This is a genomic window from Amycolatopsis sp. WAC 04182 (assembly GCF_003947465.1).
In the GTDB taxonomy this organism is placed as follows: domain Bacteria; phylum Actinomycetota; class Actinomycetes; order Mycobacteriales; family Pseudonocardiaceae; genus Amycolatopsis.
Map to the genome: position 1 here is coordinate 1,120,222 of NZ_QHJJ01000003.1, position 21,631 is coordinate 1,141,852.

Genomic DNA, 21,631 nt, shown 5'->3' on the forward strand with positions numbered 1-21,631 from the left:
AAGGGGCCCTTCACCGCGTTGCATGCGGTGAAGGGCCCCTTCAGCCCCCGGGCAGGTGCCGGGCCTTACTCGCAAACGGCGCCGTGCGCGGCACTGCGGACGACCTTGGCGTACTTGCCGAGCACTCCGCGCGTGTACGCCGGCGGCTTGGGGGCCCAGCCCTCCTTGCGTGCCTCGATGTCGTCGATCTCGACTTCGAGGGTCCGGTTCGCGACGTCGAGGGTGATCGGGTCGCCGTCCCGCACGAACGCGATCGGCCCGGCGTCGACGGCTTCCGGGGCGATGTGCCCGACGCAGAGCCCGGTCGTGCCGCCGCTGAACCGGCCGTCGGTGATGAGCAGGACGTCCTTTCCGAGCCCGGCGCCCTTGATCGCGCCGGTGATGGCGAGCATCTCCCGCATCCCCGGCCCGCCCTTGGGGCCTTCGTACCGGATGACGACGACGTCGCCGGCGACGATCCGGCCTTCCGCGAGCGCGTCGAGGGCGGCTCGCTCGCCGTCGAACACCCGCGCGGTGCCGGTGAAGGTCGATTCGTCGAAGCCAGCCGACTTCACGACCGCGCCTTCGGGTGCCAGCGATCCTTTGAGGATGGTCAGCCCGCCGGTCTTGTGGATCGGGCGGTCGAGCGGGCGGATGATCTCGCCGTCGACCCCGGCGGGGGCGATGCCTTCGAGGTTCTCCGCCATGGTCTTGCCGGTCACCGTGAGCACGTCGCCGTGCATGAGCCCGGCGTCGAGCAGCGCCTTCATCACCACGGGGATGCCGCCGACCTTGTCGACGTCGTTCATCACGTACTTCCCGAACGGCTTGAGGTCGCCGAGGTGCGGGACCTTGTCCCCGATCCGGTTGAAGTCGTCGATGCGCAGGTCGACCTCCGCCTCGCGCGCGATCGCGAGCAGGTGGAGGACGGCGTTGGTCGAACCGCCCAGCGCCATCACGACGGCGATGGCGTTCTCGAACGCCTCCATGGTCATGATCTGGCGCGCGGTGATGCCCTGGCGGAGCATCCCGACGACGGCCTCCCCCGACCGGTGGGCGAACCCGTCACGGCGCCGGTCGACGGCGGGCGGAGCGGCCGACCCGGGCAGCGACATGCCGAGCGCCTCGGCGACCGACGCCATCGTGTTGGCGGTGTACATCCCGCCGCAGGCGCCTTCGCCGGGACAGATCGCGCGTTCGATCCTGTCCACTTCGGCGCGGGTGATCTTCCCCGCCAGGCAAGCGCCGACGGCCTCGAACGCGTCGATGATGGTGACGTCCTGGCCGTCCACCTGACCGGGCATGATCGAGCCCGCGTAAAGGAAAACGGAGGCGAGGTCGAGCCGCGCCGCCGCCATCAGCATGCCCGGCAGGGATTTGTCGCAGCCCGCCAGCAGCACGGAGCCGTCCAGCCGCTCGGCCATCATCACCGTTTCGACCGAATCGGCGATCACCTCGCGGGACACCAATGAGAAGTGCATTCCCTCGTGGCCCATGGAAATGCCGTCGGACACCGAGATCGTGCCGAACTCCAGCGGGTAGCCGCCGCCCGCGTGCACGCCGTTCTTGACCGCCTTGGCCAGCCGGTCGAGCGACAGGTTGCACGGCGTGATCTCGTTCCACGAGGACGCCACGCCGATCTGCGGTTTGGCGAAGTCGTCGTCGCCCATCCCGACCGCGCGGAGCATGCCGCGGGCCGCCGCACGCTCCAGGCCGTCGGTCACGTCGCGTGAACGAGGTTTCAAATCCGGCTGGTCTTGCGGCATCGGAACACCTTTCTTCGTGGCGGGACACCGCGCACGCTGCCAACCCGGCGCGCCCGGCGCAACTCACCGCTCCGCGTGCGGTCCACGGTGCAGCGCCACCCTCGTGATCGCGTGATGCTCCACGCCGAGCACTTCGATGGTCCACCCGGACACCGTCACCCGGTCGCCCGGCTTTTCCGGGATCCGGCCGAGGATCACGAGGATCAGTCCCGCGATCGTCGCGTACTCCCCCGGCGGCGCGTCGCGCAGTTCGACCCCGACGTCGACGAGGTCGTGCACCGGGAACGTGCCGTGCAGGACCAGGGAACCGTCCGTACCGTCGCGGACGGCCAGCACGTCGCGGTCCGTCTCGTCGTAGATCTCGCCGACGATCTCCTCCAGCAGGTCTTCCAGCGTGATCATGCCCGCGACGGCACCGTGTTCGTCGACGACGAGCGCCATCTGCTCCCGCTCGGCCTTGAAGCTCCGCAGCGCGTCCGACACCCGCAGCGAATCGGGGAACACGACCGCCGGCCGGACGGCCTCGGCCAGGTCTTCGTGGTCGCCGAGCAGATCACGCAGCTGCACGACACCGACGACGTCGTCCAGATGGCCGCCGCGGGCCACCGGCGCCCGGGAATGGCCGGACTCGGCCAGCTGCCGCCGCGCCGACTCGATGTCCTGCTCGGCCGCGAGCGTCAGCACCGCCCGGCGAGGGACGAGCACCTCCCGCAGCCGTCGCTCGTGGATCTCCAAGGCGCCGTTGATGATCATGCGCTGCTCGGCGTTCAGGCCGCGTTGCGCCGAGACCAGTTCCCGCAGTTCCTCGGGCGACATCTGATCCGGATCGGCTTCCGCCCGGCCGCCCAGCACCCGCGCGACGAAGTTCGTCGACACGCTCAGCGCCCACACCACGGGCCTCGAGATCGCCGACAACAGATTCAGCGGGCGCGCCACCAGCAACGCCCACCGCAACGCGTTCTGCATGGCGAGCCGTTTCGGCGCGAGTTCCCCGAGCACCAGGGTCAGGAAGGTGAGGACCACGGTCACCAGCGCGACGGCCACCGCCCCGGCCGCGTCGCCGAGGAAATCCAGCAACGGCACCAGGGGCTGCGCGAGCGACACCGCCGCCGTCGCCGAAGCGAGGAAACCGGCGAGCGTGATGCCGATCTGGATCGTCGCCAGGAAGCGATTGGGGTCGCGCGCCAGCCGCACCAGCGTGCGGGCGGCCGCGCGGCCGTCGCGCTCCAATGCCCGCAACTGCCCTTCGCGCAACGAGATCAGCGCCATCTCACTGCCCGCGAACACCGCGTTGAGCACCACCAGCACCGCGACCAGCGCGATGTCGAACCCGTAGCCGCCCACAAGCACTCCCCGGCCCGCCCGAAGTGCAGAACATTACCGAGCGGACAACGTGTCCGCAGAAATCGGAGCCGCTGGCTACTGACACGTCGTTCCGATACCTTCGAAGGGGAACCCGCACGGACGGAGCCCTGATGTTCGCACTCAAGACCGCTCCCGCACGGACCTTCCGGCACAAGGCGGAGGCGATCGCCAAACCGGTCACCCGCTGGAGCATCGGCCACGCCCTCCCCCGGGTCGCCCTCCGGGCCGCGGCACGCCAGGGCGACCTCCAGGGCAGGCTGTCCGTCGAGGCGAGCGGCGGAGCGGATCTGAGCGGGCTGTTCGACGAGATCCGCGCGCACGGCGCCATCGCCACCACCCGGGTCGGCCATGTCAGCACCCGGCATTCGGCGTGCAAGGAGGTGCTGACCAGCGACGCCTTCAAAACCGTGCGGTTCGTCCCGGACAACCCGCTGCTCAACAAGCTGGTCGCGTGGTCGTCGTCCGGCCTCATCCATCCGATCGAGCCGCCGTCGCTGCTCGCCAGCGAACCGCCCGACCACACGCGCTACCGGAAGCTGGTCACCCGCGTCTTCACCGCCCGCGCGGTCGAGCAGCTGCGCGAGCGCACCCAGGCGATCACCGACGAACTGCTCGACGGCCTCGACCCGGCGAACCCCGTCGACCTCATCGAGCAGTACTGCGGGCTCTTGCCGGTCACCGTGATCAGCCAGATCCTCGGCGTCCCGCCGGAGGAACGCGACAAGGTGCTCGCGCTGGGCGGCGCGGCGGCCCCGAGTCTCGACCTCGGCCTGCCGTGGCGGACCTTCCGCACGGTGGAGGCGACGCTGGCCGAGTTCGACTCCTGGCTCACGCTGCACCTGGAGAAACTGCGGAAGAACCCCGGCGACAACCTGCTCAGCAAGCTGATCGCCGCCCGCGAGGACGGGGTCGGCCTGACCGAGCGGGAACTCAAGGCCACCGCCGGACTGGTACTGGCGGCCGGCTTCGAAACGACCGTCAACCTCCTCGGCAACGGCATCGCCCTGCTCACCCGGCATCCGGGCGAACTCGCGAAACTGCGGGCGAATCCGGAGCTGTGGAGCAACGCCGTCGACGAGATCCTCCGCTACGACCCGCCGGTCCTGCTCACCGGCAGGCTGTCCGCGCGGGACACCGAGATCGGCGGAACCCGGATCGAGCGCGGCGCGATCGTCACCACCGTGCTCGCGGGGGCCAACCGGGACCCGGAGATCTTCGACGACCCCGCCACCTTCGACGTCGAGCGGGCGAACGCGCGGGATCACGTGTCGTTCGGCGCGGGGCGGCACTACTGTCTCGGCGCCTCGCTGGCGCGGATGGAAGGTGAGATCGGGCTGCGGTCGATCTTCGAGCGCTTCCCGGACCTGCGGCTGCTCGACGGGGCGCGACGACGGGAGACCCGGATCCTGCGCGGCTTCGAAACGCTCCCCGCGTCACTCGCCTGAGCACACTTTCGCGGGGCGTCGAACCCGGCACCGCCGGATTCGACGCCCCGTTCCGGTCAAATCATGCGTTGGAGTTGTAGTACGCGTTGCAGGTGTCGTTCCTGGAACCGATCACTTCGGCCTTGGCCCACTGCCCACGACTCACGACCTTCTTGTCTTGCCTGGAGCCAAGAATGGCGGTCGCGCTGTGGCGCCTGCTCGGGTGCAGATAGTGCGAGTAGCATTTCTTCTGGCCACTGCCCGCCGATTCGGTCCCGTAACACCACGTGCCGCCGCTGATGTTCTGGCAAGCGAACGGCACCGAGCCGCTCAGCACCACACCCTGGGCGCCAGAGGACGCCACTACCACGGAGACACCCTCCGCCGAGTCCGCGGAGGCCATCGGCGCCGCCGCGAACAGACTTGCCACCATCAAGCTCGATCCCAGTACCGCTCCCGTCAGAATTCTCATAATCATCCTCCACCATCGACATCAATTACCTGAGACAACAAATCCGGTAAGGCGATTTACCCCCAACCACGGGATTCGAAGCCGATACTATGACAGCCCGGCAAGAATGGGACAGTATCTTCATCCTGACGCAAACACACTGATCAGCGGCCGATTCCCGAAGTATCAAGCGCCGTCTTACCGAACTTCGGCACACCCCGCGACATGATCGATCACCGGCACGTTCCTGGCGATCGCGGTGGCAACGATCATGTTTTCCGCAGTAGCGTCGAAGGCGGGGGAGGAAGAGGGAATGCTGCGAATTCATTTCACACTCGCGGATCTGGCCCGTATCCGGATAGCGCGACACCCGGATCCGTTGTGGGAGGTCCTGATGAGTGTGTATCTACTGCGCAAACCCCGGACCGAGATCGCGCTGGGCGGATGGCGAAACCAAACCAGGCGGCGGTTGACGCCGTCCACGCGGCCATTGCTGGATCTGGTTCCCGCGTCAGGATCCTCGCCCGACTTCCTGACCCCGCCCGGCGGAGGCACCCTGGCCGAGGGCATCGACGCGATGTTGAGCACGCCACGTTCCCGGTTGGCGGCCGACTTCGCGCACCTGGCGCAGGAGCGGCCGCTCCCAGCCTGGACCGTCGATCTCGCGGAAGGACGGGCACCCGCGTTGCGCATGGTCACACACGCCCTGCGGGAATACTTCCACACCTGCCTCGCCCCGCACTGGGATGCGATCACCACCACCGTGCGACACGATCACACGCGCCGCGCCCAGCTCATGGCCGACCAAGGTATCGACGCCGTCTTGAGCACCCTGAGCCCCGCGGCGACGTGGCGCTTTCCCGTGCTGAGCATCGACTATCTCTTCGACCACGACGTCCGCCTCGACGGGCGAGGCCTGCTGCTGCAGCCTGTGGTCTTCGGCCGCGGCCCCAACCCCACCACCCTCATCGACCCGGCGCTTCCGCCCGTCCTGGTCTATTCGTTGCCGCTCGCCCCCGGCGTCATCACCCCGGCGGAACCGGCCCGTCGTCGCGCCGGTGATCCGATCGTCCCCCTGCTCGGGACCACCCGCACCCGCATCCTGCGCGCTCTCGACAACACCGACGCCACCACCACCGAACTGGCCCGCCGGGCCGCCACACCGTTACCGACCGCCAGCCGCCACGCCACCGCGCTCCGCGACGCCAACCTGATCACCAGCCGCCGCCACAAGAACATGATGATCCACGCGATCACCCCGCTCGGCACCGCGCTACTCCACGGACGACAACCGCGCCTGAACTGACGCGCCGGTCTCCGGGCATCCTTCACTCGCCGGCCGGACGTCTCATCGCGTGTTCGAACAGGTCGGCCAGCTCGCGCGCGTAGGCCGCCACATCGGTGTCCGGCCGGGACATCAGCTCGGCGGGGGCGGCCTCCATCGCGGCGATCACCGACACGGCCATGACCCGCGGCGAGAACCGCCGCAGCTCCCCCACCTGCTGCCCTCCCCGGAACATGTCCTCCAGCTCGGCCAGCGTCTTCGCGTTCTGCTCTTCGAACCAGCTCCGCGCGGCCTCGGCGTCCCTTGACGCCGCAGCTATCTGGCCGATCGCGATGATCTCCTTCGGCCGCTCGGCGTAGTAGAAGACGAAGCCTTCGATGAGGGCACGCAGCGCGGCGGTGTAGCTCTCGGCGCCCGCGGCCCGCGCGCTCAGCGCCCGGTCCATCGAGGTGTGCACGGTCAGCATGACCTGTTTCATCAGCTCTTCGCGTTTGGCGAAGTGATATGTGATCAGCCCGGGGCTGATCCCCGCCCGCCGCGCGATCTGCACGAACGACGCCTTCGCGTAACCGATCTCGGCGATGGTCTCGATGGTCGCCGAGACGATCTGTGCGCGCCGCGCCTCCTCGATGAACGAACGCCGCTCCTGGTCGCTCGGCTCGTTTTCTGGTTGCATGAACAGTAGCCTAGTTGAGCAACTAGCGAGGGGAAAGTCATGATCAGTCGCAAGACGTTCTTGAAATCCGTCGCGGGAGCGGTGGCGGTCACGAGTCTCGGCGGGGGTATGACCGAGGCGGCGGGCAGGCCTCGACCGCTGCGAGGCGGGGTCGCCTACGACACCGGCGTCCTGCACGCCGCGGGCGATCCGCTGAGCCGGGTGCGCTGGAGCAGAGGACAGCTCGAGCGCGAGATACGGGTGATCGCCGACGAGTTGCGCTGCCCGTCGATCACCGCGTTCGGCACCGAGATCGGCAGGCTCGCCGAGACGACGTCCGCCGCCCTGCGACAAGGAATGGAGGTGTACGTCCAGCCCCGGCTCTACGACCACCCCCAAGATCAGGTTCTCGAGCACCTGGCCGAATCCGCCCGGCTGGCCGAGCGCCTTCGCCACGGTGACGACGTCAAATTCGTCGCCGGCTGCGAACACTTCCTCTTCACTCCGGGAATCGTGCCGGGAGCGACGTTCCAGGAGCGGCTCGCGAACATGGCCACCATCCCACCGGAGGAATGGCCGAAGATCATGGGCCGGCTGGCCGATTTCCTCGCGCGGGCGGCCGACGTCGCGCGCCGGAACTTCCGCGGCCGGATCACCTACGCCTCGATCGGCGGAATGGAGCCGGTCGACTGGAACCTCTTCGACATCGTCGGAATCGACTACTACCCGTACTTCGCCACCGATGCCGAGTACACAAAGGACCTCGCACAGTACCGGCGCTGGAACAAACCGGTGATGGTGCTGGAGTTCGGCTCGTGCACGTTCACCGGCGCCGCGCGGGCAGGCGGGATGGGCTGGGACATCGTCGACTACGAACAGGTCCCGCCCAGGATCAAACCGGGTCACGTGCGGGACGAACGCGAACAGGCCGACCATCTCGCCCGCCTGCTGCGGGTGTTCGAGGCCGCGGACCTGCGGGGCGCGCACGTCTACACGTTCATCGCGCCGAACCTGCCGCATCATCCGGCCAGGCCGGAGTTCGATCTCGACATGGCGTCGTACAGCCTGGTGAAAACCCTGCGCGCACGGCAAGACGACGAGAATTCACCGTACCGGTTCGAGCGGAAACGATCCTTCGACGCGCTCGCCAGGCACAACCGCGGGCAAGCGGGCATTTTTACCGGACCACCGACCGAAACCGGTCAGTAACCTCACGCCCGTGAAGACGGACCGCGAAGGCAAGGAAGCTCCGGAACTGCCTGCCTTCACCGTCATCGGATGCCTTTTGGGCGTCTTCATGACCATCCTGGTCCTGATCGGCCCGGCGCTGCTCTGGATCAGCACCTGCTTCGAACCCGGCGACGACGACCGCCTGGTCGTCATCGCCATGGGCGCCGTCTTCACGATCGGCGGCCTGGGCACCGTCGGCTCGCACCTCCGGCAGAACGCCAAGGCCCGCGAGGCCCACCGTGGACTGGACCGGTCCGGGGTCCGTGCGAACGCCGAAGTCGTTTCCAGGAAACGGATCTGGGTCGGCGAAGTGAGCACACCCGCGGATGACGTCGATCTCGTCGTCACCGGCCCGGGGGGTGACTCCGTTCAGTGCACGCGTCCTCACCGAAGACGTCGGCCGTTACGAAACGGGCACGGTGGTACCCGTCGACGTGGACCCGAGGACCCTCCTGTTCCGCCTCGCCGACTGACCTCGCCGCGATCATTGCCCGGCAGCATCGTATCGCTTATCGTATATGAAATTCACCCCCCGATGCTGCGAGGTGACCCCCGTGACCACCGCCACCGCCGACCCGACCACCACCACGGTCGCGCGAGATTTCACCGATTTCCGCACGGTGGTGTCGCAATCCTTCGTGCCGCTGCACGTGACGAGCGAGCACCGGGACCACTTCCGCGGCCGCATCCGCTCATGCGGCGCGGACGACGTCCAGCTGACCGAGGTGACCGCGTCCGCGCACGTGGTCGAGCGGACGCCCGAGCTCATCGCCAGGGCGGACCGGCACTACTACAAGCTGAGCCTCATCCTGTCCGGGACCGGGCTCTTGGTGCAGGACAACCGCGAGGCGATGCTGCGTCCCGGAGACGTGGCGTTGTACGACACGCACCGGCCGTACACGTTGGCGTTCGAAGAGGATTTCCGCACGCTCGTGGTGATGTTCCCGCAGCGGCTCATCGATCTCCCCCGTGACCTGGTCGGCCAGCTGACCGCGGTGCCGATGTCGGGCAAGCGGGGCATGGGCAACGTGGTGGTGCCCTTCCTCGCGCAACTCGGCAGCAACCTCGACCAGCTCGGCGGGCCGGCGGGCGTCCGGCTCGCGCATACGGCGGTCGATCTGCTCGCCACGCTGTTCGCCAGCGAACTGGACCTCGCCCGTGCGACGGCCGGGCCGCACCACGAGCTGATGCGCCGCGTGCTCGCCTACATCGACTCCAACCTCTCCTCCACCGACCTCGGCCCGGCACAGATCGCCGCCGAGCACTACATCTCCACCCGGCATCTGCACGGCCTCTTCCACGAACAGGGCACGACCGTCTCGGGCTGGATCCGCACCCGGCGGCTCGAACACTGCCGCCGCGAATTGCTCGACCCCGTGCACCAATCGCGGCCCGTCGCGGCCATCGCGGCGAAGTGGGGTTTCGTCGACGCGCCGCATTTCAGCCGGGTGTTCAAGACGGAATTCGGCTGCTCGCCCAGCGAACTGCGCCGCGGCTTGACCGTGAGCGACCGGTTGTTGCCGCCCAGCGCGTGACAGCTGGCCCCGCCGGTGCGGTCGCCTCGACGATGACCGCATGCCCGAAGCACCCGAGGAACAGTGGCGCACCTATGACGAGTTCGCCGCCGGAATAGCCACCTACCGCCTGCCGAACGCGGACCTGTCGGGACGCGAGCTCACCGTCACGCTCGACGACGGAAAGACGCTCGCGCTGCGGTTCGAAGACGCTGAAACCGTCTCCTGCAACGGCATCAAGGATCCGTACGACGCGGTCGCCGTCCGGGAAGACGTTTTCTTCGTCAATCTCCCACACACCAGCGTGGAAGGTGAAGCGCTCACCGTCGTCTTCTCCACGACGACGCATCGCGCGCTCGCCGTGCGCTCGGTCATCGGCGCCGAGGACGTCGAAGGCGTTCCCCGTGTCTCGCAGACGTTCTGGTCCGGCACGACCGACGCGGGCACGCCGACCGGCGAGGTACCGGGTCCGTCGCGCGACCTGATCGGCAAGCGCAACATCTACCGCTACAGCCCCGAACACCTCTACGAGCACGTGTACGTGTCCTCGCAACGCTATGCCTGGCAATGCCTCGAAGGTGTGCAACGCGGCCACGGGGACATGGACCTGTCGACGGTGTGGAAGTTCCAGGACGGGCTCTACCTGTTCTGTTTCCGCGAATTCCGCATCGCCGTGGCCAGTGTGTGGTTGCACGACCTCGGCTACGCGCTGAAGACCACCGGCGTCTTCCTCGGCCTGACCGGCGACGGCCGGTCGGAACACTCCCGCGCGGGCGGGCACATCTACCCACTCGGCGCGGTCGCCTATCCCGACGCGCAACCGGTTTAAGGAGCTTCAGTGTCCAATTCAGACATCATCGCCGCGCACTACGCCGCGAGCGACCGGGGCGACCTGGCGGGCATGCTGGCCCCGCTCGGTCCCGAGACCACGTGGACGGAGGCAGCCGGTTTCCCTTACGCCGGCACCTACACCGGCCCGGAAGAAGTCCGGGACAACGTCTTCGGCGCGATCGCGAAGGACTGGGACGGCTACACCTTCACCCTCGGCGACCTTCTCGACGCCGGTGACACGGTGATCGGCATCGGGACCTACCAAGGCAAGCACCGCGAGACCGGTCGCTCGTTCACCGCCCGCGTCGCGCACGTGTGGAAGTTCGCCGACGGCAAGGTCACCTCGTTCGAGCAGATCGTCGACTCGGTCCCCGTGGTCGACGCCATGAACGCTGCGGAGAACCGGTGAAACCCGCGCGGCGCCTCGTCGCCCTCGCCGCCGCCGTCCTGCTCGCGACCGCGGGCTGCGCAGGCTCCGAAAGCGGTTCGAGCGGGCCGATCGTGGTCGGTTCGGTCAACGCGCTGAGCGGCGCGGCCACGTTCCCCGAGGCCTCCCAGGCGGCCAAGGCGGTCTTCGACGCGGCGAACGCGAGCGGCGGCGTGAACGGCAGACAGATCCAGTACAAGGCCCTCGACGACAAGGGCGACCCGGCGGCCGCGGCCGCCGCGGCCCGCGAGGTCGTCGGCCGTGACGAGGCGGTGGCGCTCGTCGGCTCGTCCAGCCTCATCGAGTGCGAGATCAACAACAAGTACTACGAACAGCAGAAGATCCTGTCCATGCAGGGCATCGGCGTCGACCCGGCCTGTTTCTCCAGCCCGAACATCGCCCCGGTCAACGTCGGCCCATACCACGACATGACGCTGACCCTGCTCTACGGCTCGGAAACGCTGAAGCTGAACGACATCTGCGCGCTGCTGGAGATCGCGGGCAACACGCTGCCGTCGTACCAGGCCGCGATCGACGAGTGGTCGGCCATCACCGGCAAGAAGCTCAAGTACCTCGACGCGACCGTGCCCTACGGCGGTTCGGACTACACCTCCTACATCGTCAAGGCCCGCAACGCCGGGTGCAAGGCGATCACGGTGAACCCGGTCGAACCGGACTCCATCGGGCAGCTCAAGGCCGCCGCGGCGCAGGGCTGGAACGACGTCACGTGGCTGCTGCTCACCAGCGTCTACAGCGAGAACTACGCCAAGGCCATCACCAACGCCGGCGCCGGGGTGTACGTGCCCGCCGAGTTCTACCCCTTCACCGACGCGACCAGCCCGCAGAACAAGGACTGGCGCGAGCTGATGACCAAGAACAACATCCCGCTGACCTCGTTCAGCCAGGGCGGTTACCTGGCGGCGAAGTACTTCCTCGACGTCATCCGCGGGATCCAAGGGGACATCACCCGCGAATCGGTGACCAAGGCACTGCGCGAGATGAAGCCGGTCACCGATCCGATGGTCGGTACGCCGTACGTCTTCGGCCCCGGCCAGGCGCACCACGACAACACCGCGGGCTGGCCGATCAAGCTCGCCTCCGGCACCAACAAATGGGAGCTCGTCGCCGACGACTGGCTGCGGATTCCCAAGAAGTAACGGGAGGATTCGATGCTGCAGGGAGCGCTGGCAGGCTTGGCCGCCGGCGGACTGTACGCGGTGTTGGCGGTGTGCCTGACGCTGATGTCGCGCCTGGTGCGGGTGGTGAACTTCGCCCAGTCGGCCACCGGGATGTTCGGCTGCTACGTGGCGGTGTTCCTGTCCGTCGATCTGGGACTGCCGATGTGGCTCGCCACCGTCGCCGGGATCCTGCTCGGCGGGCTGCTCAGCGCGTTGCTCGGCTGGATCGTGTCCACCTGGCTCGCCGAGGCGGACACCGGCACCCGATCGGCGGTCACCGTGGCGGTGCTGCTCCTGCTGATCTCGTTGTCGTTCATCCTGTTCGGCAACAAACCACAGCCGTTCCACCCGATCCTGGACGGGCCGGCGGTCACCGTCGGCGGCGTGGTGATCAGCCAGGTCACCGTGGTCACGGTCGCGCTGGCCGTCGTCGTGGCGGTGGCCAGCCGGATCGTGCTGAGCCGGACCCCGGCGGGCGTCCAGCTCAGGGCGCTGTCGGAACGTCCGACGACGGCGGAGCTGCTGGGCATCCCGGCGAAACGGCTCAGTGTCGCGGTCTGGGCGGTCACCGGGGTGGTCAGCACGCTGGTGATCTCGATCGTCGCGCCGTCGCAGTCCAACGACGCGACGTCGCTGGCGATGCTGGTGGTCCCCGCGGCCGCCGCCGCGCTGCTCGGCGGATTCCGCCGTCTCGACCTCGCGGTCGCGGGCGGACTGGGCCTCGGCCTGATCCAGGGCGCGGCCGCGCAGGTCGACGGCCTTTCGGTCGTGCGGTACTTCCTGCCGTTCGCAGTCATCGTCGCGCTGCTGCTCTGGTCGCAGCGCAAGGAGGTGTGGGATGCGGCTCGCTGAACGCGGGATTCCGTTCGCGGTCGCCATCGTGGCGATCGCCGTGGGTTACGGCCTGAGCGTCGGGCTCGACGGGTACTTCGTCTACCTCGGCATGAGCGCCGTCGTCGCCGGCATCTCCCTGCTCGGGCTCGGCGTGGTCACCGGCAGCGCGGGAATGATCTCCCTGTGCCAGCTGACCTTCGGCGCCGTCGGCGCCTGGACGGTGTCGGCCTTGAACGAGGCACAGGCGCCCGGCGGGTTCCTCACCTGGCTGGTGCTCGGCGGCCTCGCCGCCGGGGTGGTCGGAGTGCTCGTCGGGCTGCCGGCGCTGCGGCTGCGCGGGATCAACCTCGCCGTCGTCACGCTGGGGCTCGCCGCGGCGGCCGACCTCGCGCTGGTCCAGCTCCAGTTCCCCGGCGTCTCCGGCGGGATCTCGGTCGAACGGCCCGACGCCTTCTCCGACGACCGGGCCTATTTCCAGCTCGCCGTCGTGGTGCTGGTGCTGTGCTGCCTCGCCGTGTACTTCCTGCGCCGCGGGCGCTGGGGCAGCGCCTGGCAGGCGGTGGCGTTCTCCGAACGCGGCACGGCGGCCGCAGGCACGAGCGTGCGGACGTCGAAGCTGACCGCGTTCGCGGTGAGCGCCACCCTCGGCGGGATCAGCGGCGGCCTGCTCACCGGGCAGGTCGGGCTCGCCTTCCCGGCGAGTTTCACCGCGATCCAGTCGCTGGCGCTGTACGTGCTGGCGATCATGTCGGGCGCGCACCTGATCGACATGGCCGTGTTCGGCGCGGTGCTGTGGGTCGGCGTGCCGGAACTGCTGAAACGCTGGGGAATCCCGCAGGACTGGGCTTTCGTGGTGTTCGGCGTGCTCGGCGTCCAGGCGCTGACCAGCGGCGGGAACCTGGGCACCACGGTGCGCCAGGTGTGGTACCGGCGATCGAAGAAGGAACCCGCGAAACTCGACCTCGTGGCTGGGACGGGCACTGTCGAACCGGTCTCGCCTGGTCCACCGGTGCTCACCGTACGCGGGCTGAGCGTGAACTTCGGCCATGTGGCCGCACTGTCCTCAGTGGACATATCGGTCCCGGAACACGGAGTGCTCGGCGTCATCGGGCCGAACGGCGCGGGGAAGTCGACGCTGGTCGACGCGATCAGCGGCTTCCTCCCGAACGCCGAGGGCGAGGTGGAGCTCGGCGGCAGCCCGCTGACCGGGTCACCGTCGAACCGGGCCCGCGCCGGATTACGCCGGACGTTCCAGCAGGACCGCGTCCCGCCGGGGCTGACGGTCGGGGCGTACCTCAAATTCCTCGCCAGGCGGCGGCTCACCGCCGACGAGATCGGGGACGCCCTGGACTTCTTCGGCTGCCCCGCCGCCCGCACTCCACTGTCTCAAGTGGACGTCGGCGCGCGCAGGCTGGTCGAGGTCGTCGGACATCTGCTGGCGCGGCCGCGAGTCCTGCTGCTCGACGAACCGGCCGCGGGACTTCCGCACGAAGAACACGTCGCGTTCGGGGAACGGCTACGGCAGGTGCCCGCGCGGTTCGGGGTGTCGGTGCTGCTCATCGAGCACGACCTCGACCTGGTGCGCTCGGTCTGCGACACGATCACCGTCCTGGACTTCGGCCGCGTGCTGGCCTCCGGTCCGCAGGCCGAAGTGCTCGCCGACCCCGCCGTGCTCAAGGCGTACATGGGTGAAACGGAGCTGTTGTGAACGCTTTGCGGATAGCGGGACTGACGGTCACCCGCGGGGCCGGGCCGGTGATCTCCGGCGTCGACCTGACCCTGGAACCGGGCCGGATCACCGCGCTCGTCGGCCCGAACGGTGCCGGGAAGACCAGCCTGCTGGAGGCCGTCTCCGGCGTGGTGCCCGCCTCGGCCGGGACCGTCCACATCGGATCCGACGAGATCACGAAGCAGTCGCGGGTCTCCCGCGCGCGGCGGGGTCTGGCGCATATCGAGCAGGGCCGCGCGGTCTTCGGCGGCCTGACCGTGCTGGAGAACCTGATGCTGACCGCGCGCACCCGCGCGCGGGCCGACGAACTGTTCGAGTTGTTCCCGGAACTGGAGAAACGCCGCGACTCGCCGGCCGCGTTGCTCAGCGGCGGCGAACAGCAGATGGTGGTGCTGGCCCGCGCGTTCGCCGCGCGGCCGTCGTTCCTGCTGATCGACGAGATGTCGCTGGGGCTGGCGCCCGTGGTATTCACGCGGCTGCTGCCGATGGTCACCCGGTTCGCCGAGGAGGGCGCGGCGATCCTGCTGGTCGAGCAGTTCACGCACCTCGCCCTCGGCGTGGCGAGCGACGCGCTGGTGGTCTCGTCGGGGCGGGTCACCTATGCGGGTTCGGCGCAGGGGCTGCTGGACTCCCCCGGCACCCTGCACGCGGCCTACCTCGGCGAATCCTGACCGTTCGGAATTCCGTGAAGGCCTCCTTGAGGGACTCTGGGTCCCTCAAGGAGGCCTTCACGGACCGGCAGGCGCCCGTCGGGACGTCGGGCGTCTCAAAGGAGACCTTGGGGACACGCGGCTGAGCGACCTCGTAGCGAGGTGTCCGAAGTCCGGTGTGACGCCCCGGACCATGTCGCGAAAGCCACTTTGGGGACATCAGACGTCGCGAAAGTGGCTTTCGCGACGTCTGATGTCCTGGGCGGTGGTCGTTGAAGGTTGCGAAAGCCACTTTCGCAACCTTCAACGTTGCGAAAGTGGCTTTCGCGTCACCGCCCTAAGAACCCATCCCCGCCCGTTCGAAGGCCAAAGTCGGCAGATCGACGGCGTGCGCGCCGCCATCCGCCACGATCACCGCACCGGTGATGTACGAAGACTCCGAAGACCCCAGGAACCGCACGATCGACGCGATCTCCTCCGGTTCGGCGGGACGACGCAGCGGGACCTCGGCGGTGACGCGCCGATAGCCCTCGTCGTGTCCGCCGTCGAAGCCCGCCGCCTCGGCGAACTGGTCCATCTCGCCGTCCGCCATCGGCGTGCGCACCCAGCCGGGGCAGACCGCGTTGGCGCGCACACCCTTCGGCCCGTAATCACGGGCGATCGAGCGCGTCAGCCCGATCAGCGCGTGCTTCGCGACGGTGTAGCCGGCGACGTTCGGGCCGGCGAACAGCCCCGCCAGCGACGACACGATGACCACCTGACCGCCGGTTTCGACCAGCGTGGGCAGCGTGGCCCGGCAGAACACGAAGGCACTGGACAGGTTCGAACGCAGCGCCAGTTCCCATTCCTCGTCGCCGGTGTCGACCACCGAGGACAGACCGTGCCCGCCGGCGTTGGCCACCACGACGTCCAGCCTGCCGAACTTGCCGACGATCTCCGCCGTGGCGTTCTCGGCCGCTTCGCGGTCGCTGGCGTCGCAGGCGACGACGTGCGCGCCGGTTTCGGCGGCCACCTTCTCCAGCGGTTCGAGCCGCCGTCCGAGCACCACCACCTGGGCGCCCTCATCGGCATATCGGCGGGCCACCGCGGCACCGATACCGGTACCGCCACCCGTGATCGCGACAACCTTCTTCACTTGCGGAGTCCTTTCTAAGCGGGAAAACCGGAGCGGGCCGAGACGCCGAAGTCGGCGAGCACGGCCTGGCCGTTGACCGCCCGCGAACGCGCGGACGCGAGGTGGAGCACCTGCCAGGCGACCTCTTCGGGAGCCTGCACCGGGAAAGCGGGATCGTCGAGCACGTCGCCGAGATCGCCGCGCGCCATCGGGGTGTCGACCACCGACGGGCAGACGCAGTTCACCCGGACGCCGGGGAGATCGACCGCGAGGGCCCTGGTCATCGCGACCACGGCGCCCTTCGAAGCGCAGTACGGGACCATGCCGGGCGCGCTGGTGAACGCCGAGTCGCTGGCCAGCAGCACGACCGAGCCACCCGACGCGGTGAGCCACGGCGCGGCGTGTTTGACCAGCAGGAACTGGCCGGTGACGTTGACGGCCATGAGCGCGGCGAAGTCCGCCGCCGAGGTTTCGGTGACCGGTGTTCCCACCGGCCCGGAGACCCCGGCGCAGCCGACCACGACGTCGAGCCCACCGAAGCGGCTTGCCACGGCGTCGACCGCGTCGGCCACCGACCGCTCGTCGGTCACGTCGGCGTGCAGCGCCAGGAGTCCGTCGGCCAGCGTGGGCACGGGCGCCCGATCCAGGGCACCGACCCGCGCGCCCTCGGCGAGGAAGGCCTGGACGCAGGCAAGGCCGATACCGGACGCCGCGCCGGTCACCAGCACGGCCTTGCCCGCGAGATCCAGTCCCATGGCGTCATCCTCCGGTCCGGACCTTTCACGGAGGTTGGCCGTCAGTGCACCCTTCTTGTCGGCAGCCGCATGACGCCCTTTTCACCCGGGGATGGACCGGCAAGACTGCGAACCATGACCAGGCCGCATCCACTCGACCCGCTGACCGCCGACGAACTCACCGCAGGCCGCGAGATCCTGGCCGCCGAAGGCCTGCTCGCCGCGACCACGCGGTTCCCGGCCGTGCTGCCGGTGGAGCCCGAGAAAGGCGACGCCGCCCCCGACCGCCGTGTCCGGTACACGCTGCTGGACACCGCGACCGGCGAGGCACGCGACGCGGTCGTCTCGCTGGCGAAACGCGAAGTGGTCTCCAACGAGGACTGTGGCCCAGGCCAGCCCGCGTACCTGTTCGAGGAATACGACCTCGCCGCGTCGATCACCAAGGCCTCGCCGGAGTGGCAGGCCGCGATGGAGCGGCGCGGGCTCGGCGACCGGATCGAGCACGCCTTCTGCGCTCCCCTGGCCCCCGGCTTCTTCGGCAGGCCCGACGAGACCGGCCGGGTCATCCGCTCGCTGACGTTCCTGCGCGACGACGCGTCCGACAGCCCATGGGCGCATCCGGTCGAGGGCCTGATCGTGCACATCGATCTCACCGGGCAGCGTGTCATCCGGGTGGAGGACGAGGGCGACGTGCCCGTGCCGCCGGAGCACGGCCGCTACGGCGACGTCCCGGCCCGCACCACTCTCAAACCGATCGAGATCACCCAGCCGGAGGGTCCGAGCTTCCTCGTCGACGGCAACGAGGTCACGTGGGAGGGCTGGAAACTCCGGGTCGGCTTCAATGCCCGCGAGGGCCTGACATTGCATCAGATCAGCTTCCAGGACCGGTCGGTGCTGCACCGCGCGTCGGTACCGGAGATGGTGGTGCCCTACGGCGACACCGCGCCCGGCCGGTTCTGGATCAGCTACTTCGACGCGGGCGAGTACCTGCTCGGCAAGAACGGCAACGACCTGCGGCTGGGCTGCGACTGCCTCGGCGTCATCCACTACTTCCCCGCGTTCGTCGCCGACGACCACGGCCACCCGGTCGAGATCCCGCGCGCGATCTGCATGCACGAAGAGGACTACGGGATCCTCTGGAAGCACACGGATCTCGACGGCCGCGCCGAGGTCCGCCGGTCGCGGCGGCTGGTGATCTCGTCGATCTCCACCATCGGCAACTACGACTACGGCTTCTTCTGGTACCTCTACCTCGACGGCACCGTGGAGCTGGAGGCGAAGGCCACCGGCATTGTGTTCGCCGGCGCCGCGCATCCCGGCACGGACCACCCGCACGCCAACGAGATCGCGCCCGGCCTGTTCGCGCCGGTGCACCAGCACCTGTTCTGCGCGCGGCTGGACGTCGCGATCGACGGCGAACGCAACTCACTCGTCGAGGTCGACGTCGAACGGGTGCCGATGGGCGAACAGAACCCGTACGGGAACGCGTTCACCTGGAAGGAAACCCCGCTGCGGACCGAACAGGAGGCGCGGCGGTTCGCGGATCCGGCCAAGGCACGGGTCTGGGAGATCCGCAGTGCGGAGCGGACGAACCGGCTCGGCAGGCCCACGGCGTATCAGCTCGTGCCGCGGCCGTCCGCGACCCTGATGGCGCAGCCGGAGTCGACCGTCCACCAGCGGGCGACGTTCGCCACCCGTCACCTGTGGGCGACGCCGTACCGCGCGGACGAACGGTTCCCGGCGGGCGATCGCCCGAACGCCCATCCGGGCGGCGCGGGTCTGCCCGCCTGGACCGCCGCCGACCGCGACCTCACCGACACCGATCTCGTGCTGTGGCACGTGTTCGGCCCGACCCATATCCCGCGTCCGGAGGACTGGCCGGTCATGCCGGTCGACTACTCCGGTTTCTCCATGCGCCCCTATGGCTTCCTGGACCGAAACCCGGCCCTCGACCTGCCTTCCGGCGCCGCCGCTGATCACTGTTCCGCCCACGAGCACTAGGACTCATCGATGCCCGAACTGACCCTGTCCGACACGTCCACCTGGCTGCCGCTGGACGGTCTGGCCCCCGGTTTCGACGCGAACAAGGCCCCCACGGTCGGCGACCTGCACGGCCGCACCTTCGAACTCGCCTGTGAAGACGGAACCACGTTCACCGCGGCCTTCTCCGGCACCCGGATCGAATGGACCTACCACGGCACGGGCACCGACCGTTGTGAGACGTTCCTGGTCGACGACGACCTGTACTACGTCCAGTTCCACCCGCAGGCCCGGCAGGACGAGGCGTTCACCCTGCTGCTCGACCTGCGCCGCGGCCGCGCCCTCCTGGTGCTGAGCAAGATCGGCGACACCTCGCCCCGCGTCACGCAATCCTTCCTGGCCGCCACGATCGGCGGTATCGAGCCGACCGGCGAATCGCTCGCCCCGACCACGTCGCTGGTCGGGCGCCGGGTGCTGTGGGTGTACAGCACCGAGCACGCCTACGAGCACGTGTACCTCAGCCCGCACTGGTACACGTGGCAGTGCCTTGCCGGTCCGGAGCGGGGGCTCGCGGACACCGACGAGAACTCGGTCTACGAGCTGCGGCCGGGTATCTACGTCTTCGCTTGGCGGGAGAAGGTGATCCCGTGCGCCTCGGTGACCGTCGCCGACCACCGTGACGCGAAACGGCTGCGCTCGCACGGTGTCCTTTTCGGACTGGACGCCACCGGGAGCACTCCCACCCACTTCACCTTCGGCGCGCACGGCAAGCTGCTGAGCACCACCGTGCACCCCGAGGCCTACGATCCCGCCGGGAGCTGAGCCTTGACCGCCGATCTCATCCTCACCAACGCCACGGTGTACACAGTGGACGGTGGCAGACCCTGGGCATCGTCGCTGGCGATCAAGGACGGCAAGGTGCTGTCCCTGGAGGACATCGAACGCGGACCGAGCACCGAGGTCGTCGATCTCGAAGGCGCGTTCGTGATGCCCGGCCTGGTCGACGTGCACAACCACCACGCCCTCGCCGGGCGCTCGGCACTGTTCGAGCTGAACTTCGGTCTCGACGCCGGACTGGACGACATCCTGGCTGCCGTCCGCTCCCGGGCCGCCGGGCTCGGGCCGGACGAGTGGGTGGTCGGCGGTGCCTGGGCGTCCACATTGGTCAGTACCCTGTCGCGGACGTCGGCCCGGCACGCGCTCGACGAGGCCGCCGGCGGACGTCCGGTCATGCTGTCGGACGACAGCAGGCACAACCGCTGGGTGAGCAGCCGGGCGCTGGAACTGGCGGGCGTCACCGCCTCGACGCCCGATCCGGCCGGCGGGGAGATCGTCCGCGACCCTTCGACCGGGGAGCCGGTCGGCGTCCTGCTCGAAGCGGCGGGCGTCGCGGTCGAGCGGGCGCTCAGCGAGACCCGGACGCTCACGGTGGACCAGCACGTGGCGGCGTCGCGGCACGGGATCGGCACGCTGCACTCGTACGGCGTCACCGCGTTCCAGGACGCCGGTGTCTCCGCCGACATCCTGCGGGCGCTGAAGTCGCTCGACGACGCGGGCGAACTGCACGCCTGGGTCGTTTCGTCGCTGCTGATCAACGACCCGATCTTCGGTTTCGACCCGATCGGGGCACCGTTGCTGGAGGTCGCCGGGCAGTACCGGAGCGAGCACCACCGGCCGGACTTCGTGAAGATCTTCCTCGACGGTGTCCCGCCGACGCGGACCGCCGCGTTCCTGGAGCCGTACCTGCCGGACGCCGCGCACGGAGCCTGCCATCACGGCGCCACGACCATGCCGGGTGAAGAACTCGTCGGCTGGCTGCGCACGGCGGCAGCGGCGGGGCTCTCGGCCAAGGTCCATTGCACCGGGGACGCGTCGGTGCGCGCGACGCTGGACGCCGTCGAGAAGGTGCGCGCCGAGGGCTTCACCGAGGCGCGGTTCCAGATCGCGCACGGCCAATTCGTGCACCCCGACGACCTCCCCCGCTTCGCCGCACTGGGCGTCGCCGCGGACATCTCGCCGTTCCTGTGGGTCCCGGGTGTCATCCCGGCGGCCATCGCCGAGGTCCTGCCCGGCGAGCGGGCCGGGCGGATGCAGCCGAACCGTTCGCTGCTGGACGAGGGCGCGCTGGTAGCGGGCGGTTCGGACTGGCCGGTCAGCGAGTCCCCGAACGCGTGGGAGGGCATCCACGGCCTCGTCACCCGCCAGGATCCGACCGGCACGTTCCCCGGCGCGCTGTGGCCAGAACAGGCGATCACCCTGGACGAGGCGATCGAGGTCTTCACCCTGGCCGCCGCCCGCGCGATGGGGCTGGGTGACGTCACCGGCTCACTGGTCCCCGGGAAGTCGGCGGATTTCGTCGTCCTGGACCGCGATCCGTTCCGAACCGATCCGGCCGCGCTCGTCAAGACAAAGGTGACGCAAACGTGGTTCGCCGGGCACCGCGTGTATCACCGCGTCTGATCTCCTACACTGGTAGAAGAACCAG

The 21,631-nt window shown here is 69.0% G+C and carries 20 protein-coding genes; 13 read left to right on the forward strand and 7 right to left on the reverse strand.

Features of this window, described 5'->3' with window-relative positions:
* Positions 1–65 precede the first annotated feature (65 nt).
* Together ilvD and DMH01_RS18970 are read right to left on the reverse strand one after the other, a co-directional pair.
* Positions 66–1,745 (reverse strand): dihydroxy-acid dehydratase, encoded by a 1,680-nt coding sequence (gene ilvD, locus DMH01_RS18965; protein ID WP_125678498.1) that lies wholly within the window; start codon positions 1,743–1,745, stop codon positions 66–68.
* Between the two features lie 63 nt (positions 1,746–1,808).
* On the reverse strand, positions 1,809–3,089 hold the full coding sequence (locus DMH01_RS18970; protein ID WP_125678500.1) for a hemolysin family protein: 1,281 nt from the start codon (positions 3,087–3,089) through the stop codon (positions 1,809–1,811).
* Positions 3,090–3,220: 131 nt separating this feature from the next.
* On the opposite strand from DMH01_RS18970, the gene DMH01_RS18975 reads away from it, so the two are divergent.
* Positions 3,221–4,555 (forward strand): cytochrome P450, encoded by a 1,335-nt coding sequence (locus tag DMH01_RS18975; protein ID WP_125678502.1) that lies wholly within the window; start codon positions 3,221–3,223, stop codon positions 4,553–4,555.
* A gap of 61 nt (positions 4,556–4,616) precedes the next feature.
* On the opposite strand, the gene DMH01_RS18980 is transcribed toward DMH01_RS18975, so the two are convergent.
* The gene (locus DMH01_RS18980; protein WP_199745536.1) at positions 4,617–4,967 is read right to left on the reverse strand and encodes a lactococcin 972 family bacteriocin; all 351 of its coding nucleotides are present in this window, start codon (positions 4,965–4,967) and stop codon (positions 4,617–4,619) included.
* A gap of 412 nt (positions 4,968–5,379) precedes the next feature.
* On the opposite strand from DMH01_RS18980, the gene DMH01_RS18985 reads away from it, so the two are divergent.
* Complete coding sequence (locus tag DMH01_RS18985) at positions 5,380–6,291, forward strand: winged helix-turn-helix domain-containing protein (protein WP_158633240.1); 912 nt, start codon at positions 5,380–5,382, stop codon at positions 6,289–6,291.
* 22 nt (positions 6,292–6,313) lie between these two features.
* Here the strand turns inward: DMH01_RS18985 and DMH01_RS42745 are convergent, their stop codons facing one another.
* On the reverse strand, positions 6,314–6,946 hold the full coding sequence (locus DMH01_RS42745) for a TetR/AcrR family transcriptional regulator (RefSeq protein ID WP_158633241.1): 633 nt from the start codon (positions 6,944–6,946) through the stop codon (positions 6,314–6,316).
* 39 nt (positions 6,947–6,985) lie between these two features.
* Between DMH01_RS42745 and DMH01_RS42750 the strand changes: the two genes are divergently transcribed.
* Positions 6,986–8,134 carry an abortive phage infection protein gene (locus DMH01_RS42750; RefSeq protein ID WP_158633242.1) on the forward strand — a complete coding sequence of 383 codons (1,149 nt, stop codon included), beginning with the start codon at positions 6,986–6,988 and terminating at the stop codon, positions 8,132–8,134.
* On the opposite strand, the gene DMH01_RS43035 is transcribed toward DMH01_RS42750, so the two are convergent.
* On the reverse strand, positions 8,103–8,543 hold the full coding sequence (locus DMH01_RS43035) for a hypothetical protein (RefSeq protein ID WP_199745537.1): 441 nt from the start codon (positions 8,541–8,543) through the stop codon (positions 8,103–8,105). The genes DMH01_RS42750 and DMH01_RS43035 overlap by 32 nt on opposite strands.
* 166 nt (positions 8,544–8,709) lie before the next feature.
* On the opposite strand from DMH01_RS43035, the gene DMH01_RS19000 reads away from it, so the two are divergent.
* The 7 genes from DMH01_RS19000 to DMH01_RS19030 are packed head-to-tail and all read left to right on the forward strand — an operon-like array spanning position 8,710 to position 15,339.
* A complete protein-coding gene (locus tag DMH01_RS19000; protein WP_125678508.1) occupies positions 8,710–9,690 on the forward strand; it encodes a helix-turn-helix domain-containing protein in 981 nt (326 codons plus the stop codon).
* A 40-nt stretch (positions 9,691–9,730) separates the two neighbouring features.
* Complete coding sequence (locus DMH01_RS19005) at positions 9,731–10,498, forward strand: MoaF C-terminal domain-containing protein (protein ID WP_125678510.1); 768 nt, start codon at positions 9,731–9,733, stop codon at positions 10,496–10,498.
* 9 nt (positions 10,499–10,507) lie between these two features.
* Complete coding sequence (locus DMH01_RS19010; protein ID WP_125678512.1) at positions 10,508–10,909, forward strand: nuclear transport factor 2 family protein; 402 nt, start codon at positions 10,508–10,510, stop codon at positions 10,907–10,909.
* Entirely contained in the window at positions 10,906–12,084 is a 1,179-nt protein-coding gene (locus DMH01_RS19015) for an ABC transporter substrate-binding protein (RefSeq protein WP_125678514.1), read from the forward strand. Before DMH01_RS19010 ends, DMH01_RS19015 begins: the two co-directional genes overlap by 4 nt.
* A 12-nt stretch (positions 12,085–12,096) precedes the next feature.
* The gene (locus DMH01_RS19020; RefSeq protein WP_125678516.1) at positions 12,097–12,957 is read left to right on the forward strand and encodes a branched-chain amino acid ABC transporter permease; all 861 of its coding nucleotides are present in this window, start codon (positions 12,097–12,099) and stop codon (positions 12,955–12,957) included.
* Entirely contained in the window at positions 12,944–14,647 is a 1,704-nt protein-coding gene (locus tag DMH01_RS19025) for an ATP-binding cassette domain-containing protein (protein WP_125678518.1), read from the forward strand. The genes DMH01_RS19020 and DMH01_RS19025 overlap by 14 nt, the downstream gene beginning before the upstream one ends.
* Positions 14,644–15,339 (forward strand): ABC transporter ATP-binding protein, encoded by a 696-nt coding sequence (locus DMH01_RS19030; protein ID WP_125678520.1) that lies wholly within the window; start codon positions 14,644–14,646, stop codon positions 15,337–15,339. Before DMH01_RS19025 ends, DMH01_RS19030 begins: the two co-directional genes overlap by 4 nt.
* A 316-nt stretch (positions 15,340–15,655) precedes the next feature.
* On the opposite strand, the gene DMH01_RS19040 is transcribed toward DMH01_RS19030, so the two are convergent.
* Both DMH01_RS19040 and DMH01_RS19045 read right to left on the reverse strand, forming a co-directional pair.
* Positions 15,656–16,453, reverse strand: a complete 798-nt coding sequence (locus DMH01_RS19040; protein ID WP_125678524.1) for an SDR family NAD(P)-dependent oxidoreductase — start codon at positions 16,451–16,453, stop codon at positions 15,656–15,658.
* Positions 16,454–16,467: 14 nt separating this feature from the next.
* A complete protein-coding gene (locus DMH01_RS19045; RefSeq protein WP_125678525.1) occupies positions 16,468–17,187 on the reverse strand; it encodes an SDR family NAD(P)-dependent oxidoreductase in 720 nt (239 codons plus the stop codon).
* A gap of 114 nt (positions 17,188–17,301) precedes the next feature.
* On the opposite strand from DMH01_RS19045, the gene DMH01_RS19050 reads away from it, so the two are divergent.
* Genes DMH01_RS19050 through DMH01_RS19060 form a run of 3 tightly spaced genes read left to right on the forward strand, consistent with a single transcriptional unit; the run spans position 17,302 to position 21,606 of the window.
* A complete protein-coding gene (locus DMH01_RS19050) occupies positions 17,302–19,167 on the forward strand; it encodes a primary-amine oxidase (RefSeq protein WP_125678527.1) in 1,866 nt (621 codons plus the stop codon).
* Positions 19,168–19,176: 9 nt separating this feature from the next.
* Complete coding sequence (locus tag DMH01_RS19055) at positions 19,177–19,968, forward strand: molybdenum cofactor biosynthesis F family protein (RefSeq protein ID WP_125678529.1); 792 nt, start codon at positions 19,177–19,179, stop codon at positions 19,966–19,968.
* Positions 19,969–19,971: 3 nt separating this feature from the next.
* Complete coding sequence (locus tag DMH01_RS19060) at positions 19,972–21,606, forward strand: amidohydrolase (protein WP_125678531.1); 1,635 nt, start codon at positions 19,972–19,974, stop codon at positions 21,604–21,606.
* Positions 21,607–21,631: the final 25 nt, after the last annotated feature.